The following is a 17,302-nucleotide window of genomic DNA, read 5'->3' as shown; positions in this document are numbered from 1 at the left end:
GCGAAGCGATGGGCCTTCCGCCAGCCTCTGCAGGCGGCGCACGCCTCTGGCTTACCTGACAGCGGACTCTGCTGCGGCCGCTGCCGGTGCGGTGACCGCTGGCGCGCTGGCCGCCGCCGGGACATGCTGCCAGCTGGCGGGCAGCACGGCGTCCAGCCAGTGCATGCGCCAGGACAGCAGCACGGCAAGGGCCAGCAGCGCCAGCAGGCACAGGCTGTTGCGCAGGCCGTGGCTGTCGGCATAGGGGTCGGCAAAGTTGCGCTTGGCATTGACCGGCACCCTGGCCGTCTGCGACAGGCTTCGACCCAGACCCAGATTGATGTTCATGCGGCCATTGATGGCCCAGCCGCTGGCATCCAGAATCGGTCCCAGGCTGCGCTGGCGCAGCTTGAGCCAGGCAATCAGCATGCTGGGGCCGGAGATGGCCAGGATCAGGCCCAGAATGGCCACCGGAATCCAGGGCCCCAGTTCGATGAACTTGCCGAAGATGCCGACGATCACGGCGCTCAGCGAACCCAGCGCCACGCCGATGGCGGCCACCGTGCCCACATCGGTCTTGCGCGTGGCGGCGGCGGCCGGCGCTGCGGTCAGTTCCTTGGGCGCCGTCACCAGCTTGGTCGCGTTGTCGCCGAGGCTGGTGTTCACCACATCGTTCTTGGCCGCTGCATGCTTGGCGACCTGCTCCTCGATCATGCGCAGGAACTTCTTGTAGGGCGAGAAGAAGGCCTGGCCGATGCTGGTCGGGTTGTCGATGAGCTTGACGATGGTCGCATCCCAGTCCTGGCCCGCACGGTCGTAGAACACGCCGTTGCGCCCCACGAACAGAAAATCCACATCGCCTGCCGTGAAGGCCGCAACGATGATTTTCTTCTGCCCCTCGCGCTTGCACTCGCAATAGGCCAGATAGGTTTTCGCCATGGCGGCCAGTACCGAGTGGGCGGCAGCATCTGCCACCTCCACGGTCAGATCGCAGCTGCGGCCGTCCAGGAACAAGGTTCCGGCCTGGAAGGCAGCGCCTTCGCGGCGATAGAAGCTGGAGAAGGAGACAAAGTTGTTGAGCAGAGGCAGCAGATCGCGCTGCAGCCGGATCAGCTTTTCCAGGGCCATGGCCTGCACGGCATGCTCCTTCTCGGCATCGTCCTGGTCCAGCAGCTGCATCAGCGCGTCCTTCAGGCCGCTGGCCAGCAACTGCTGCACCTCGGCCTCGGCGATCGAGCCCAGCGGCGTGGCAGGGCACTCGGCCAGCCATTGTTGGCAATGGGCCAGCATGGTCTTGAGCTGCTCCCACTGGTCTTCGGTCAGCGCGCTCAGGGCCTCGCCAAACACGGGCTGCACGGCCTGCTCGCGCAGGGTCTGCAGGGCCGCTGCCCAGGCGGGGTTGACGCCATGCACCAGCGGCAGGCTGCGCTCGCCGGTGACGGCGGCCAGCGGCAGCGCCGCCAGAGACTCCGAGGCATTGCTGAGCACCTGCGCTCCCAGAGCCGCATAGCCTTCTTCCGTGGGGTTGAGCGGCGCCCGTGCATTGGCATCGAATTCCACCAGTCGTGTGCGCGCAAAAAAGTCATCGACCTTGGCCTGCACGGCGTTCACGGCCTCGGCCGCCGCCAGTGCCAGCGCACGCGGCTGCAAATGGCAGCCCAGCTCGGCCGCCTGGGCAAACCAGGTCTGCAGGGCTTGCACGTCCTCCCAGAAGGCCTCTGCCTTGCTGCGATCGATGCCGGGCACGCCATCGCTGCCGTCCACGGCACCGTACAGCTCCTGAATGCGCGCAATCAGAGCGGCCAGAGCCTCGTCGCCTTCGGCCGTGGCCGCACTGACGATGCCGTCGCCATTGAAGCGCAGGGCCTGCAGCGAGGCCATGCGCTCCTGCACCTGGGCCAGCGTGATGGCTGCGGCATCGGGCAGGCCTGCGAGTTCCAGCACGCGCCTGGCTTCGGCCAGCAGCAGCGCGCCTTCTGGCGTCGCATCGTTGATGCTGCCCAGCTGCAGCACATCGCCGCCATCGGCCAGCACCTGCGGGTCACGCACTCTGGCCACGGCCCATTCACAGGCGGCCACCAGCTCGGGGGGACGGATGCGGCCGTCCTTGCTCTCGTCGATCAGATCCAGCGTCGCGCTGTCGAACTCGATGCCACGTGTGGGACAGGCCAGGGCCACCCACAGCTTCTGATCCAGCTCACCAATATGGGCAATGTCCTGGCCCGTGCGAATGACCACCTGGTCCACTTCGCCGGCGCGGAAAAACTGCCACTCGTACTGCTTGTGCATGAAACTACCAACTCCCTGGCGGGGGATCTCCCCCTATCAAAGCGCATTGCAACCAATGGCTGCTTGCACTGTCCGCTATCAAAAGCTTGGAGTTTAAAAGTCATTTGCACCAGCAGAATGGTGACATTTGTGAACTCTTGCGCTGCGCACGGCCAGGTGCGCTGCAGGTCTCTTTCTCATTGCTCCATTCCGGGCGCCTGCGTGCCCCTCTTAATAAAGTATTTATTTAGATACTTTATTTGCTACACTGGCCCCGTCCAATCCGTGCTCATGACTGCTGTGTCCACCGCTTCCCAATCCCGCGACAAGCTGCACCTGCAGCTGGCACGCCTGTTCCGCAACAAGATCGCGACCGGCGAATGGGCGATCGGAGACAGCATTCCCACGGTCGAAGAGCTGGAGGCGCTGCACAGCGTCTCGCGCACCACGGTGCGCATGGCCGTGCATGCGCTGGTCGACGAAGGCCTGCTGGAGACCCGCAAGCGCGGCGGTACCAGGGTGGTGAGCCAGCCCTGCAAGCCGCCGTCCTTTCTGCTGCCCACCAGCTGGCGGGAGCTCGTGGCTTTTGGCGAGCAGATTCAGCAGACCACGCTGCAGCAGGCCAATGACTGCGTGCCGCCGATTCCGGCCGGCTTTCCCAGCCCTGGCGAACTGGCCCCGGCCTATACCTATTTTCTGCGCGTGCACAGGCATGGCGAGGCCCGCTTTTGCCTGTCCGAGCTGTACCTGGAGCAGAACCTCTATCCCAAGCTGCAGGAGCAACTGGAGCGCGCCACGCTGGCGCAGGCGCTGGGCAACGACCCCGCGCAGATCGCTGCAGCGCGCCAGTACCTGAGCGTGGCCCCGGCCGACGAGCTGATTGCCGAGCACCTGAGTGTGCCGCTGGGCACGCCGCTGATGCAGGCGCTGCGCTGGGCCCGCAACCCCCAGGGCCTGGTCGTCTACTGGGCCAAGGTGCGCTTCATCAGCGAATACGTGCACATGGAAATGGACTTGCTCAAATGACCGCCGTCCTGCCCCTGAACCCGCCCCTGTCCAAACCCCATGCCGGTCGTGTGGCCTGGATCACCGGCTCCACCAGCGGCATAGGCTGGGCCGTTGCCAGGCAGCTGGCCGGCGAAGGCGCCGCCATTGCCCTGCATGGTAGCGCCCAGGCGTCTGCCAGCACCGATGCCCAGCTGGCCGAGCTGCACGCACTGGGCGTAGCCGCCCGCTATTACCCGCTGGATCTGAGCGACGGCCAGGCCATTGCGCCCCTGGCCCGGCGTATCGCCGCCGAGCTGGGAGCGGTGGACATTCTGGTCAACAACGCCGGCATCCAGCATGTGGAATCCGTGCTCAGCTTTCCGCCAGACCGATGGAACACCATGCTGGCCGTCAACCTGAGCGCACCGTTTCACACCATACAGGCCTGCACGCCGGCGATGCTGGAGCGCGGCTGGGGGCGCATCATCAATATGGCCTCCGTCAGCGGCCTGGTCGGCGTGGCCCACAAGCCCGCCTACGTGGCCAGCAAGCACGGCCTGCTGGGCCTGACCAAATCCGTGGCACTGGAGCTGGCCACCACGCCCGTGACCTGCAACGCCATCTGCCCCGGCTGGGTGCTGACGCCGCTGGTCCAGACCCAGATCGATGCCCTGGCGCAGCGCGAGCAGCTGGACGAGGCGGCAGCCCGTGCCAGGCTGCTGGGCGCCAAGCAGCCTTCACAGGCTTTTGTGACGGTGGAGCAGGTGGCGGCCCTGGTCGGCTTTCTGGCCAGCGACAACGCCGCCCAGGTACGCGGCGCGCAGTGGAATATGGACGGGGGCTTCACCGCCGCTTGAGTGCGGCATCGGCAAGACTCCATCTATCGGTCACCCATTCACGGCTGATGGCGCTCGGCAGATAAGCGCTACAGCCTGTTTTATTCAAATCGTTCCAAGGAGATGAACATGGCATTGAACGAAACCCACGACGCCGGCCTGCAAAGCTGGGTCGCCAGCGCCAACAACGGCAGCAGCGACTTTCCCATCCAGAACCTGCCGTTTGCCGTCTTTCGCCGCAAGAGCAGCAGCGAAGCCTTCCGCGGCGGCGTGGCGATTGGCGATCAGGTGCTGGATATGGCGGCTGTTCGCGATGCCAAGGCACTGAGCGCCGATGTGCAAGCCCAGGTCGAAGCAGCGGCGCAGGGCCAGCTCAACAGCTTGATGGCCATGGGCCCTGAGGCTTGGTCGGCCCTGCGCCTGGCCCTGTCGCGCGCACTGCGTGCCGGCGCTGCCGAAGAGGCAGCACTCAAGGCCTGCCTCGTGCCCCAGGCCGATGTGGAGTACAGCGTACCCGCCCAGGTCGGCGACTACACGGATTTCTACACCTCCGTGCATCACGCCACCAATGTGGGCAAGCTGTTTCGCCCCACCAACCCGCTGATGGAAAACTACAAGTGGGTGCCCATCGGCTACCACGGTCGCGCGTCCAGCATCCGCATCTCGGGCGTGGACTTCAAGCGCCCCAACGGCCAGCTCAAGGCCCCCGATGCCGACCCTGTGCTCAAGCCCTGCAACCGTCTCGACTATGAGCTGGAGATGGGCATTTACGCAGGCTCGGCCAATGCCTGGGGCGAGGCGGTCGACATCGAGGATGCCGACCGGCATATCTTCGGCCTGTGCCTGCTCAACGACTGGTCGGCCCGCGACGTGCAGGCCTGGGAATACCAGCCGCTGGGCCCGTTTCTCTCCAAGAACTTCGCCACCAGCATCTCGCCCTGGATCGTGACGCTGGAAGCACTGGAGCCCTATCGCACGGCATTCGTGCGCCCGTCCGAGGACCCGCAGCCACTGCCCTACCTCAGCTCCGAAGCCAACTCGCAGCGCGGAGCACTCGATGTGCAGCTCACGGTCGCCATCCAGACCGAGAAGATGCGCGCCGAAGGCAAGGCCGCCGAGCAGATCACCCGGACCAGCTACCGCCACGCCTACTGGACCATGGCCCAGCTGATTGCCCACCACACCGTCAACGGCTGCGATCTGCAACCCGGCGACCTGCTGGGCACGGGCACGCTGTCCGGCCCCACCATGGCCGAAGCCGGCGCCCTGCTGGAAATCACCGAAGGCGGTAAAAAGCCCCTGAGCCTGAGCAACGGCGAAACCCGCACCTTCCTGCTCGACGGCGACGCCGTGGTCTTTACCGGCTGGTGCGAAAAACCCGGTGCCGCGCGCATCGGCTTTGGCGAATGCCGCGCCACCGTGCTGCCCGCGCACCAGGCCTGAGCGCCTTGACCATCCTGCAAAGAACCGGCCTGGCGCCGGTTTTTTGTTGGGAATCTGCCCTCGGCCTGTTCGTAACGCCATGACACAATTGCAGCCATGCCTTCCGCTTCGGACACCCCCACCCCTGCGCTCGCCCCCACTGGCCGGAACACGCGCCAGGAACCTGTGCTGGACCAGCCTCTGCGCTCGGACGCCAGCCCCCTGCCTGCCTCCATCGCCGGAGCCTTTGCAGCAGCGGCCTATTCCATGCAGCACAGCCTGCAGCACGAGGCCGGGCAGACCGCTGCGCCCGAAGAGGAGGACAGCGGTCTGCTGCCCCAGCTCTATGCCAGCCGCCTGAACCCGCGCTCGCGCGACTTCTACCTGGCCCAGTTCAAGCGCTTTGACGCACTGGACCGCAGCCTGCCCAGCTGGAATATGGCGGCCGCCTTGCTGACCCTGGCATGGTGCAGCCTGCACGGCCTGTGGCGCGAGGCTGCCAAATACCTCGCAGCCGTCACGGCCGCCGCGCTGATCTGGTGGTTCGGCCTGCGTCCTGCCCTGCCCGAGGCCATGGCTCTGGGCCTGGGCATTGCCCTGTGGCTGGTCGCCGTGGCCGTGCCCGGCCTGCTGGGCAATGGCTGGTACTGGCGCAAGATCAAGGCCCAGACGCTGCAGGCGATCACGGACGCGCCCAATATGGCCGCAGCCCATGCCAACCTGCAGGAGCAGGCTGCAGCGCCGCGCAACAGGACTGCCGCCATGCTGGTTCTGGCCCTGCCTGCGGCCGCAGCCGCAGGCGCAGGCATGGCACTGCTGCCCGCCGAAAATCCAGCACCGCTGCCAAACGCGGAACCTGCAGCCATCACCAGGCCCGCAGCCGACAGCGCCACCAGCGCCGCCGCCCCTCGCACCATGGCAAGCCCGGTCCCGGCAGCTCCTGCCGCCGCTGCCACCCAACCCGAGACCCGCCCACCAGAGCCGGCACCCACCGCAGCAGCCGAGACTGGCGCCAGCGCCGGCAAAGCGGCGCCCCAAGCCCCTGCCCTGGTGCCAGACAAGACAGCGGCCCAAGTCGAGCCCAGCAAAAAGCCGCCGGCACCACCGGCTGACAAGCCCGCCGCCAAGACTGCGGCAGAGCCCAAAGAGCAGCCTGTAAAAGCCGCGTCAAAAGAAGTGCCGCAAGTCGGCACGGATCTGGTTGCAGGCAAGTTCTATCTGAATCTGGGCGTCTACTCGGAGGCCCGCAATGCCGAGAAGATCGTGGCCCAGCTGAACCAGTCCAAGCTGCCCGCACTGACGCAGAAGATGGCCAGCAACAAAGGCGAAGTCATCCGGGTACGCAGCGGCCCCTTCGAAAGCCGCAAGCGCGCCGAAAAGGCCGCGCGCAAGCTGCAGGCAGCGAATATCGAGGCCGGCATCTTTCAGAGTGCGGACGGAACCCACAAGCCATAGGCCAGACACAAGCACGCCATAAATTGATGTAAAACACCCTCAATCCCTTGATGGCATTGCGCTTAAAGCTATCAATTTTGACGACCACCTTGTTGCACCCGCTTGCATATCGGGGTCTGGTCTGGCAGGCGCGGGTACCTGGGGGCGCTATGGTGTGGGGCATGAAGCATAGAACCACTACTTTGCCAATTTCCACCCGCGCCTTGCTGGGCCTGACCGGTGCCACTGCGGCCTTGCTGATGGCCGGCTGCGCCAGCAACGGTACAGCCACCGACGGCACGCGCGCGCCGCCTGCGCGCCAGCTGCAGGTATGCCATGCCGAGCCGGTACAGATCTATCTGGGCCACAACACCGTGGCGTCGACGCTGGAAACCATCCGCCAGAAGTCCGGCTCTTACCTGCTGCGCGTGCTGCGCGAAGGTCAGCCCGCCACCATGGACTACAACCAGGAGCGCCTGAACGTCATCACCAATGACGCGGGCAAGATCACGGCGCTGCGCTGCGGCTGATTCTCCTTGCCGGGCCTACAGGAACATTTCCTGCAGGTCGCTGAGGAAGTCGAAGCCACGCTCGGTCGGCACCACACGGCCCAGGTCGCGCGAGATCAGGCCCTTGGCCTGCGCCTGATCCAGTCCCTTGGCGATGGCTGACATGGGCAGGCCCGTGCGCTCCATGAACTCCTGCAGCGCGAAACCGCCGCGCAGGCGCAGCGCGTTGAGCATGTATTCGAACGGCAGCTCTGTGCGCTTGACCTCGTTGTCCTGTGCCAGCGGCGTGCCGGCCAGCGCCATGTCCATATAGCGAGCCGGATCGCGGAAACGCACCTGGCGCACGATGCGATGGGCAAAGCTCAGCTTGCTGTGCGCACCCGCGCCAATGCCCAGATAGTCGCCGAACTGCCAATAGTTGCTATTGTGAAAGCACTGGTGGCCTTCCTTGGCATAGGCCGAGACTTCGTAGCGCTGCATGCCGGCTCCCTGGGTGCTGGCCGTGATCAGGTCCAGCATCTCATAGGCCGTATCGTCCTCGGGCACCAGGGGCGGGTATTTGGCGAAATAGGTGTTGGGCTCGATGGTCAGGTGATAGATCGACAGATGCGGCGGTGCAAACGATAGTGCCGTGTCCACATCGCGCTGCAGATCGAGCAGGCTCTGGCCGGGCAGCGCATACATCAGGTCGATATTGAAGGTCTCGAAATTGTCCGCTGCCTCGCGCACCGCCGCCTGGGCCTGCGCCGCATCGTGCACGCGCCCCACGGCCTGCAGATAGCGGTCGTCAAAGCTCTGCACCCCGATTGACAGGCGGTTCACGCCGGCCGCACGGAAGGCCTTGAAGCGGTCCTTCTCGAAGGTGCCGGGGTTGGCTTCCATGGTGATCTCGCAATCGGGCTCCATGCGCAGACGCGCACGCAGACCGGCAATCAGCTTGTCTATGGACTCGGGCGAGAACAGGCTGGGCGTGCCCCCGCCCATGAAGACGCTGTGCACCGTGCGCCCCCAGATCAGCGGCAGTGCGCTCTCCAGATCGGCCATCAGAGCATCGATATAGCGGTCCTCGGGGAGTGCATCCCCCTTGGCCCAGGCATGCGAGTTGAAATCGCAATACGGGCATTTCTTGAGACACCAGGGCAGATGCACATACAGCGACAGCGGCGGCAGGCTGCCCAGCTGCAGCGTGCCGGGACGCATGTAATGCTGAATATCGCGCTGCACCGCCGCTTCGGCGGTCTCTGCTTGAGGCTGAATGGGGATCATGGGAAATATGCTTTTCTAGCGCAAACAAAACCGACGCCGCTAAAACTAGCACACCCCAGCCAGGGGACAGCAAGCAAGGGCCTGGGCGGCCCCGCCGCCCCGCAGCGAGGCCGTCGTCCCCATCCCGCGAAGCGAGAGAGGGGAAGGCGCAAAGCGCCTCAGGAGGAAGCGCTGGTTATAACCAGCGCTCCTTCACCATCTCGATCATGGTGCGCGAAGAACGACCGCGATGGCTGTGGGCATGCTTGAGCTCGGGCGTCATCTCGGCAAAGGTCAGGCCCAGCTCGGGGATCAGCAGTACCGGGTCAAAGCCGAAGCCATTGCTGCCACGGCGCTCGGTCGTGAGCAGGGCCTGCACACGGCCCACGGCAATCAGCGGCTCGGGGTCCTTGGGCGAGCGCACGCCCACCAGGGTGCTGACCATGGCGGCACGGCGATTGGCCACGCCCTGCATCTGCTCGAGCAGCGCGCGCACATTGTTGTCGTCACTCTTCTCGTAGCCGAACTGGGTGCAATAGTAGGCCGTATCTACGCCGGGCAGACCGCCGAAATGATCCACGCACATGCCGGCATCATCGGCAATGGCAGGCAAGCCGGTCTTCTCGGCCGCGAAGCGCGCCTTGGACAACGCATTCTCGACAAACGTGCCATAGGGCTCGGGGGCTTCGCCTTCGAACAGATCGCCCTGGCGAATCAGCTCCACGCCCAGCGGGGCAAACATGGCCTGCAACTCGACGAGCTTGCCGCGGTTGTTGGATGCCAGCACAATTTTCTTCATAAAAATCCATGCAAACGCTTGTGGCGGTTGCGCAATCAGCTATTGATTCAGTAGTTTCAAGCCCAGGCCTGCTGCTGCCTGCAACCCGATTCAGGTCTTGGCTTTCTGGCGCTGTGCCGAGCGACGTATGGCCTCGTTGATTTCGGCGATCGATCGCTCGATGGCCGCGTCGTCGAGCTCATCCTCGCAGTCTTCGAGCGGCCCCACCTGTATCGTGGACTCAAAGCCCTGATCCTCGATCTCCTGGGTGGAGATGGAGGACGGTTCGAAATTATTCGGTGTTTCCCATACCAGTGCCAGCACGGTGACATTGTCGCTGCTGTCCCCGGCGCGCTTGAGTGCGGTGTCGACCAGCATCGGCACAAAGTGGGCCACGGCCTTGCCGTTCATGATCTGGAGAATTTCCGGCGTCGGCACCGCACCCCAGAGGCCGTCCGAGCACAGCATCAGCTGATCGCCCTCCTCCAGCCGCCTGGTCTCGCTCACATCGAAGATGGGCTTGGAGGGCGAGCCCAGGCAGGTGAACAGCACATTGCGGTTGGCCTGGGCGAGCACGGCCGAGACCTTGCGCATCTCGGTGTACGAGTGGTCGCGCGTGCGTTCAACGAGCTGCCCCTCGCGCACCCAGTACAGGCGCGAGTCGCCGCAATGAATCCAGGTCACCTTGCCTTCCTGCAGCACCGCCGCCACCAGCGTGGTGCGCGGCGTGTCCATCATGCCCTTGGTGCTGGCATAGCGCAGGATCTGGCGATGGGCAAGCAGCAGCGCCTCTTCCAGGAACGCGGCCGGATCTTCCACCAGTGGCTTGGCCTTCTGCTGAAACAGCGTGGAGACCACCTGCAGTGCAATCTGCGCGGCCACCTCGCCGTCCGGATGCCCGCCCATCCCGTCCGCCAGCACGAACAGCGCCGCCTCTCGCGTATAGCAGTAGCCCATACGGTCTTCGTTGAGGGCACGGCCTCCGCGGCGGCTGAGCTGGAAGACGGAAAATTTCATGGTTTGCGATTGCTGTCGGTCACCGCTCCACGTTCGGAGCCGCCGAGTTTCTGAAGATTCTTCCTGGCGTCATGCACCATATTGTCAAACTGCATGCGCATGCGTTCCTGCATGCTGAGCTTGGTATAGCGACGCTCGCCCTCGCGGCTCAGCTCTTTTTGCAGGGCAAACACCGACTGCGGGCGCGAGAGCGGGTCCATGGCCATGCACCATTCCACGACCTCGATCAGATTGTCCGAATACACGCCGCGCAGCTTGTTCAGGGCCAGGGCCAGGCGGTCCTTGTCCTGACGCTGCGGTGCTTCGTTGGGCGGTATGCCCTGCATGCAGGCATAGATGCAGGCGCCAATGGCGTAGATATCGGTCCAGGGACCCAGCTGGGAGTCGCGCCGGTACATCTCCGGGGCGGCAAAGCCCGGGGTGTACATGGGACGGATGAAGTTGCCCTCTTTCGACAGCACTTCGCGCGCCGCGCCGAAATCGATCAGCACGGCCTTGTCGTCATTGGTGATGAAGATATTGGCGGGCTTGATGTCCAGGTGCAGCATCTTGTGCTGATGCACGATGCGCAGGCCGCGCAGCACCTCGTCAAACAGGGAACGGATGGTCGACTCTCTGAAGACCTTCTCGGCCTTGAGCTCGCGCGCCGTGACGATGAACTCCTGCAGGGTCGCCCCTTCCAGGTAGTTCATCACCATGTAGACGGTTTCATTTTCGCGAAAGAAATTCAGCACGCTCACCACGGAGGCGTGCGAGATCTGCGCCAGCGAGCGCCCTTCCTCGAAAAAGCTCTTGAGCCCGAGGCGATAAAGGGACAACTTCTCTGGCGCCACGACGGGCTGCAGTTCGGCGGGCGCCCGAGTGGCAAGCGAAGCAGGCAGATACTCCTTGATCGCTACCTGCTGGCCATCGCCATCCAGAGCCAGGTAGACAATCCCGAACCCCCCCGAGGAAATCCTGCGCACCACCCGGTATCCGCCTATTGTGCTGCCCGGCGGTAGGGGCGCTGGCTTGTTTTTAGTAGACATTTTTTACCGGTAAACCTCAAGGATGATTCGAAACCCGGATAATCGGGAAATTGCAAGCATCCATCAAAAGTCCAATGCCAGTTTACAGCATGACCGGATACGCCAGTGCCCAGCACAGCGCATCCGCTGAGGGTGGTCAAGAGTCCCAGTCCAACAGCCGTCTGGGCCTTGAGATCCGCGCGGTCAATAGCCGCTTTCTGGATTTGTCCTTCCGCCTTCCCGACGAACTGCGCGCCCTTGAGCCGGCCCTTCGCTCCTTGCTCACCGCTCGCCTGAAGCGCGGCAAGGTCGAAGTACGTGCCGCCATCGACGTCTCCAGCAACCAATCCCTTCCCCTTCCTGCCGCCTCTCAGCTGCAACGTCTGCTGAGCCTGCAGGACGCCGTCCAGGCCTGGCTGCCCAAGGCACGCGACCTGTCCGTGGCCGACGCGCTGCGTCTGTGCAGCGGCACCGGTGCAGCCACCACGGACTGGAGCGAAATCGCTCCGGCCCTGGCCGAACAGGCCATCACCGACCTGCTCGCAGCTCGTGCCCGCGAGGGCGAACGCCTGGCCGAGATGCTGCTCGACCGCATCAAGCAGCTGCGCGCGCTGGCCAAGACCGCCGTGCCTCTGGTGCCGCAGCTGGTGGAGCAACAGCGCCAGAAGTTTCTGGAGCGCTGGAAGGAAGCCATGGCCCTGGGCGAAGGCTCGGTGGCCCCCGAGGCCGCCCAGGATCGCGCCCTGGCCGAAGCCACGGCCTTTGCCATCCGCATCGATGTGGCCGAAGAAGTCACGCGCCTGGGCTCTCACCTCGACGAAATCGAGCGTCTGCTCAAAAAGGGCGGCGACATCGGCAAGCGTCTGGACTTCCTGATTCAGGAACTGCACCGCGAAGCCAACACGCTTGGCTCCAAATCAGCCACGCTGGAGCTGACCCGCATCAGCGTCGACATGAAGGTACTGATCGAGCAAATGCGCGAACAAGTGCAGAACATCGAGTAAGCAAGCCCTGGGCGTACCCACACCGTACGCTCGATTCATGCCCAAAGTCATGCCCAAAGTCATGGACCATCCCGGAAATCTATTTGTCGTGTCGGCACCCAGCGGTGCCGGCAAATCCTCCCTGGTACGCGCCCTGCGTGAATTCGACGCACGCGTCTACCCCTCCGTCTCTCACACCACGCGCGCGCCGCGCGGCCAGGAAAAGCATGGCCGTGAGTACTACTTCGTCTCGGACGCCGAATTCGACGCCATGGTCGCCAACAACGGCTTTGTCGAATGGGCCAATGTGCACAGCCGCCGCTACGGCACGGCCAAGAGGTCTCTGGAAGAGCGCATCCAGAGCGGCACCGATGTGCTGCTCGAGATCGACTACCAGGGTGCCCTGCAGGTCAAGCAGGCCTTTCCCAATGCCGTGCTGATCTTCATCCTGCCGCCCAGCTGGGACGAGCTGCGCGCGCGCCTGGAAAATCGCGGCGAGGATGCACCCGAAGTCATCGAGATGCGCCTGAAGAACGCCGAAGAGGAAATGGCGCAGGTCGCAAAATTCGACTTCGTTATAATCAACGAACTGTTTGAGAGTGCGCTCTTTGATCTCAAGGCGATCATTCACGCGCAACGCCTCAAATATGCGGCCCAGCGGCGCCTTCGCGCCGACACCTTCGAGTCGCTCAATATCCCTGAATCCAACTGACCGTTCCCGGAGTTCCTGATGGCACGCATTACTGTTGAAGATAGCCTGGAGCAGATCCCCAACCGCTTCCAGCTCGTTTTGGCCGCGACTTACCGCGCCCGCATGCTCAATCAAGGCCACACCCCCAAGATTGAAACCAAGAACAAGGCCAGCGTTACCGCCCTGCGTGAAATCGCAGACGGCAAGGTAGGCCTGGAAATGCTGAAGAAGGTGCCGGGTTAAGCTGTTGCATCGCAGCACCAAAACAGACAATTAAGCACCGCTCGTCGGTGCTTTTTTGTACCTATCACCTTGCACTCGGTACTTGCAGGCTACATTTAAGGAATATGACAGCGGCCCAGAACTCGACGATTGCACCTTCTTCTACGGCACCGGCCAAGCCTCAGCGCATGCCCGCTGAACAGGCTGCACGTGTGTCGGCTGCTGCTTTTGACGGGTTGATGGAGCATCTGGGCTATCTGGATGCCGACAGCGCCGAGCGCGTGCGCCAGGCCTATGTCTACGCAGATCAAGCACATACCGATCAGTGGCGCAGCAGTGGAGATCCCTATATCACCCACCCCATCGCGGTCACGGGAATCTGCGCCAACTGGAAGCTCGACGCCCCTGCCCTGATGGCGGCCCTGCTGCATGACTCCATGGAGGATTGCGGCATCACCAAGCTGGATCTGAAGGAGCGCTTCGGCGAGGACGTGGCTGAGCTGGTGGACGGGCTGACCAAGCTGGACAAGCTGCAGTTCAATACCCGCGAGGAAAACCAGGCCGAATCCTTTCGCAAGATGCTGCTGGCCATGGCGCGCGATGTGCGCGTCATCCTGATCAAGCTGGCCGACCGCACCCACAACATGCGCACCATGAGCGACATGCCGCGCAGCAAGTGGGGCCGCATCTCGTCCGAGACGCTGGAGATCTATGCGCCCATCGCGCACCGCCTGGGTCTGAACCAGACCTATCGCGAGTTGCAGGACCTGTCGTTCAAGCATCTGCATCCCTGGCGCTATGCCACGCTGGAAAAAGCCATAGGCCGCTCGCGCACGCGCCGCCGCGATCTGGTGCAGCGCGTGCAGGACGAAGTCAGCACCGCCTTTGCCACGCACAGCCTGGCGGTACGGCTGCTGGGCCGCGAAAGCACGCTGTATTCGCTGTACCAGCGCATGCAGAAGAACCAGCTGAGCTTTGCCAAGGTCACCGACATCTACGGCTTTCGCATCATCGTCCCCAAGACGCTGGACTGCTACACCGCCCTCGGTGTGCTGCACCAGAAGTACAAGCCCATGCCGGGGCGCTTCAAGGACTACATCGCCATTGCCAAGAGCAATGGCTACCAGTCGCTGCACACCACGCTGGTCGGCCCCTCCAGCGTCAGCATCGAATTCCAGATTCGAACGGAAGAGATGAACATCGTGGCCGAGGCCGGCGTCGCGGCCCACTGGCTGTACAAGGCCCAGCAGGGCCATGACTCCGAGCATCTGTCCACCCAGTGGCTGCAGTCCCTGCTCGATATCCAGAACGAGACCCGCGACGCGGCGGAGTTCTGGGATCATGTCAAGGTCGATCTCTTTCCCGATGCCGTGTACGTGTTCACGCCCAAGAGCGAGATCATGGCCATGCCGCGCGGCGCCACGGTGGTGGACTTTGCCTACGCCATCCACAGCAAGATCGGGCACCGCACCACGGCCGCCAAGATCAATGACGAGGAAGTGCCGCTGCGCACCGAGCTCAAGAGCGGCGATGTGGTGCAGATCATCACCTCCGAAACCTCCACGCCCAACCCGGCCTGGCTGAGCTTTGTCAAAACCGGGCGCGCGCGCTCCAAGATTCGCTCCTACCTCAAGAATGCGGCGCAGACCGAAGCCGGCCAGCTCGGAGAAACGCTGCTGGCCCAGGCTTTGCGCGCCGAAGGCATTGACAGCGTGCCGTCGCAGGACGATGCCAACAAGGGCGTCTGGGACGAGATTTTGCGCATCACGGGCAACCGCACACCGGCAGACCTCATGGTCGATATCGGCATGGGTCGCCGCATCGCCTCCCTGGTGGCCGCGCGCATGACCAGCTTCATGACCAAGCAAGGCGTGCGCCCCGATGCGCTGCTCATCACACAGGAGCGCTTCAACACGCACAACCGCCCCTTCCAGGGCGCAGTCACGCTCAACGGCGACGAGAGCAGCTCGGTCTACTACTCGCACTGCTGCCGTCCCGTGCCGGGCGATCCGATTCTGGGCTACCTTGGCGGCCAGGGCCTGGTCGTGCACCACGCCCATTGCAACAATGCCATCAAGCTGCGCGAAAAGGATGCCGACCGCTTCATCACCGTGGACTGGTCCGACGACATCACGCGCCTGTTCGAAGCCGGCATCGTGGTCACCGTGCAGAACAACAAGGGCGTGCTGGCCCGCGTGGCGGCCGAGCTATCGAATGCCGAAGCCGATATCGTGCGCGTCGAGATGACCGACGAAGCAGCGATCGGCACCACGGATCTGCGCTTTGTCATCTCCGTGCAGAACAGCGTGCAGCTGGAGAATGCGCTGCGCAATCTGCGTCGCCTGCATTCGGTGATTCGCGCCAGCCGCGTCATGGCCTGATCCGCTGCCCGCCCACTCGCTCAAGGCCGCCGCTGGCGGCCTTTTGCTTTGTGCCGGACGAAAGATTTTGTTGCATTCTGCAAGCACTATCGCGCCCCGCAAGCACTCCCCGGCCGCGGCTGCAAGCGACAATCACAGCCATGCCCCAAACCGCCAACTCGCTCCTGAATGCCCGTCAGCACCTGCTGGCCACCGCCATCGCGGCAGCGCTGCTCGCAGGCTGCGCCACCCGGCCCGAACCTCCAGCGGCGGCCGCGCCCGAGCCGGCGAGCGCCGCCAAGGCAGAGCAATCAACGGGCGAGTCGGCAGCAGCGGAAAACCCCATACAGGCCCGCAACTTCGCGCACTGGAAGCAGGAATTCGCCCCGCGAGCACGCGCCGCGGGCATTTCGGAACGCACGCTTGGCAGTGCCCTGGCCGGCGCCAAGCTGCAGCCCAGCATCGTCAGGCTCGACCGCTCCCAGCCCGAGTTCACGCGCACGCCCTGGCAATACCTGGATAGCGCGGTATCCGCACAGCGCATCAAGACCGGCAAGCTCAAGATGCAGGAGCACGGCGCCAGCCTACAGGCGGCCAGCCAGCGCTATGGCGTACCGGCGCCGATGATTGCAGCCATCTGGGGCATGGAAAGCAATTACGGCAGCAACTTCGGCAGCTTCTCGGCCGTGGATGCGCTGGCCACTCTGGCCTTCGACGGTCGCCGTGCCGAATGGGCACAAAAAGAGCTGATTGCCGCGCTGCGCATCATCGACAACGGCGATATCGACGCCGCTCACATGATCAGCTCCTGGGCAGGCGCCATGGGCAACACCCAGTTCCTGCCCTCGGTATTCCTGCAATATGCCGTGGATGCCGACGGAGACGGCCGCCGCGACATCTGGGGCTCCATGGCCGACGTGGCCGCATCCACGGCCAACTATCTGGCCAGCGCGGGCTGGAACGCCAGCGAGCCCTGGGGGATCGAAGTGCGCCTGCCGGCCAATTTCGACTACGCGCGCGCCGAACTCGCCACGCGCCAGAACAGCCCGGCCTGGGCCGCAGAAGGCGTGCAGGCCGTGAACGGCCAGGCCTTGCCCGCCATGGCCGGTGCCAGCATCATCGCGCCGGCCGGCGCTCGCGGCCCTGCCTTCATGGTGGGCAGCAACTTCCGCGCCATCCTGCGCTACAACAACTCCACCAACTATGCGCTGGCCGTGAGCCTGCTCGCCTCACAGCTGGCAGGCAATGGCGGCGTCAGCGCCGAGTGGCCGCGCGAGCTCGGCGCCCTGACGCGCGAGCAGACCAAGGCAATGCAGACCGCGCTCAGCCAGCGCGGCTTTGCCACCGGCGCCGCCGACGGCGTGATGGGTCCGGCCACCCGGGCCGGGCTGCGCCAATACCAGCAAAGCGAGGGCCTGGTGGCTGACGGCTACCCCACGCTGGAACTGCTGCAACGCCTGCAGGCCGGAAACCCATCTCAAAAACAATAGCTTTTAGCGCTTGATGATCAACGAATTCAATACCAAAACTATCTGAAATCATTGAATATCAAGCGAGTGCAGCT

At 64.1% G+C, this 17,302-nt stretch carries 15 protein-coding genes; 10 read left to right on the top strand and 5 right to left on the bottom strand.

Features of this window, described 5'->3' with window-relative positions; translation table 11 throughout:
- Window positions 1-51: 51 nt before the first annotated feature.
- Window positions 52-2,268 (bottom strand): hypothetical protein, encoded by a 2,217-nt coding sequence (locus ACLBXN_RS22840; protein ID WP_447613661.1) that lies wholly within the window; start codon window positions 2,266-2,268, stop codon window positions 52-54.
- A 270-nt stretch (window positions 2,269-2,538) separates the two neighbouring features.
- On the opposite strand from ACLBXN_RS22840, the gene ACLBXN_RS22835 reads away from it, so the two are divergent.
- From ACLBXN_RS22835 to ACLBXN_RS22815, 5 genes are all read left to right on the top strand, one after another.
- Window positions 2,539-3,273: a GntR family transcriptional regulator gene (locus ACLBXN_RS22835; protein WP_447613660.1), complete on the top strand. Its 735-nt coding sequence runs from the start codon at window positions 2,539-2,541 to the stop codon at window positions 3,271-3,273.
- Complete coding sequence (locus tag ACLBXN_RS22830; protein ID WP_447613659.1) at window positions 3,270-4,091, top strand: 3-hydroxybutyrate dehydrogenase; 822 nt, start codon at window positions 3,270-3,272, stop codon at window positions 4,089-4,091. The genes ACLBXN_RS22835 and ACLBXN_RS22830 overlap by 4 nt, the downstream gene beginning before the upstream one ends.
- Before the next feature lie 108 nt (window positions 4,092-4,199).
- Window positions 4,200-5,513 (top strand): fumarylacetoacetase, encoded by a 1,314-nt coding sequence (gene fahA / locus ACLBXN_RS22825; RefSeq protein ID WP_447613658.1) that lies wholly within the window; start codon window positions 4,200-4,202, stop codon window positions 5,511-5,513.
- 96 nt (window positions 5,514-5,609) lie between these two features.
- Window positions 5,610-6,947 (top strand): SPOR domain-containing protein, encoded by a 1,338-nt coding sequence (locus ACLBXN_RS22820; RefSeq protein WP_447613657.1) that lies wholly within the window; start codon window positions 5,610-5,612, stop codon window positions 6,945-6,947.
- A gap of 161 nt (window positions 6,948-7,108) precedes the next feature.
- On the top strand, window positions 7,109-7,456 hold the full coding sequence (locus ACLBXN_RS22815) for an I78 family peptidase inhibitor (protein WP_230630486.1): 348 nt from the start codon (window positions 7,109-7,111) through the stop codon (window positions 7,454-7,456).
- 15 nt (window positions 7,457-7,471) lie between these two features.
- Here the strand turns inward: ACLBXN_RS22815 and hemW are convergent, their stop codons facing one another.
- From hemW to ACLBXN_RS22795, 4 genes are all read right to left on the bottom strand, one after another.
- Window positions 7,472-8,701: a radical SAM family heme chaperone HemW gene (gene hemW, locus ACLBXN_RS22810; RefSeq protein ID WP_447613656.1), complete on the bottom strand. Its 1,230-nt coding sequence runs from the start codon at window positions 8,699-8,701 to the stop codon at window positions 7,472-7,474.
- A gap of 175 nt (window positions 8,702-8,876) precedes the next feature.
- Window positions 8,877-9,479, bottom strand: a complete 603-nt coding sequence (locus tag ACLBXN_RS22805) for a non-canonical purine NTP pyrophosphatase (RefSeq protein WP_043009205.1) — start codon at window positions 9,477-9,479, stop codon at window positions 8,877-8,879.
- Window positions 9,480-9,569: 90 nt separating this feature from the next.
- The gene (locus ACLBXN_RS22800) at window positions 9,570-10,475 is read right to left on the bottom strand and encodes a PP2C family protein-serine/threonine phosphatase (protein WP_447613655.1); all 906 of its coding nucleotides are present in this window, start codon (window positions 10,473-10,475) and stop codon (window positions 9,570-9,572) included.
- Window positions 10,472-11,503 carry a serine/threonine protein kinase gene (locus tag ACLBXN_RS22795; protein ID WP_043009200.1) on the bottom strand — a complete coding sequence of 344 codons (1,032 nt, stop codon included), beginning with the start codon at window positions 11,501-11,503 and terminating at the stop codon, window positions 10,472-10,474. Before ACLBXN_RS22795 ends, ACLBXN_RS22800 begins: the two co-directional genes overlap by 4 nt.
- Before the next feature lie 89 nt (window positions 11,504-11,592).
- On the opposite strand from ACLBXN_RS22795, the gene ACLBXN_RS22790 reads away from it, so the two are divergent.
- The 5 genes from ACLBXN_RS22790 (at window position 11,593) to ACLBXN_RS22770 (ending at window position 17,228) form a co-directional block, all read left to right on the top strand.
- Complete coding sequence (locus tag ACLBXN_RS22790; protein ID WP_283245766.1) at window positions 11,593-12,486, top strand: YicC/YloC family endoribonuclease; 894 nt, start codon at window positions 11,593-11,595, stop codon at window positions 12,484-12,486.
- A 61-nt stretch (window positions 12,487-12,547) separates the two neighbouring features.
- Window positions 12,548-13,177, top strand: coding sequence for a guanylate kinase (gene gmk / locus ACLBXN_RS22785; protein WP_043009299.1), 630 nt, complete (start codon window positions 12,548-12,550; stop codon window positions 13,175-13,177).
- A gap of 18 nt (window positions 13,178-13,195) precedes the next feature.
- Entirely contained in the window at window positions 13,196-13,399 is a 204-nt protein-coding gene (gene rpoZ, locus ACLBXN_RS22780; protein ID WP_003052081.1) for a DNA-directed RNA polymerase subunit omega, read from the top strand.
- 104 nt (window positions 13,400-13,503) lie between these two features.
- A complete protein-coding gene (locus ACLBXN_RS22775) occupies window positions 13,504-15,759 on the top strand; it encodes a RelA/SpoT family protein (RefSeq protein WP_211456818.1) in 2,256 nt (751 codons plus the stop codon).
- A 131-nt stretch (window positions 15,760-15,890) separates the two neighbouring features.
- Window positions 15,891-17,228 carry a lytic murein transglycosylase gene (locus tag ACLBXN_RS22770; protein ID WP_447613680.1) on the top strand — a complete coding sequence of 446 codons (1,338 nt, stop codon included), beginning with the start codon at window positions 15,891-15,893 and terminating at the stop codon, window positions 17,226-17,228.
- The last annotated feature ends 74 nt before the right edge of the window (window positions 17,229-17,302 follow it).

It is taken from the genome of Comamonas sp. C24C, from assembly GCF_053345995.1.
Note: the sequence above shows the minus strand (reverse complement) of the source record. Positions and strands in the feature narration are given on the sequence as shown.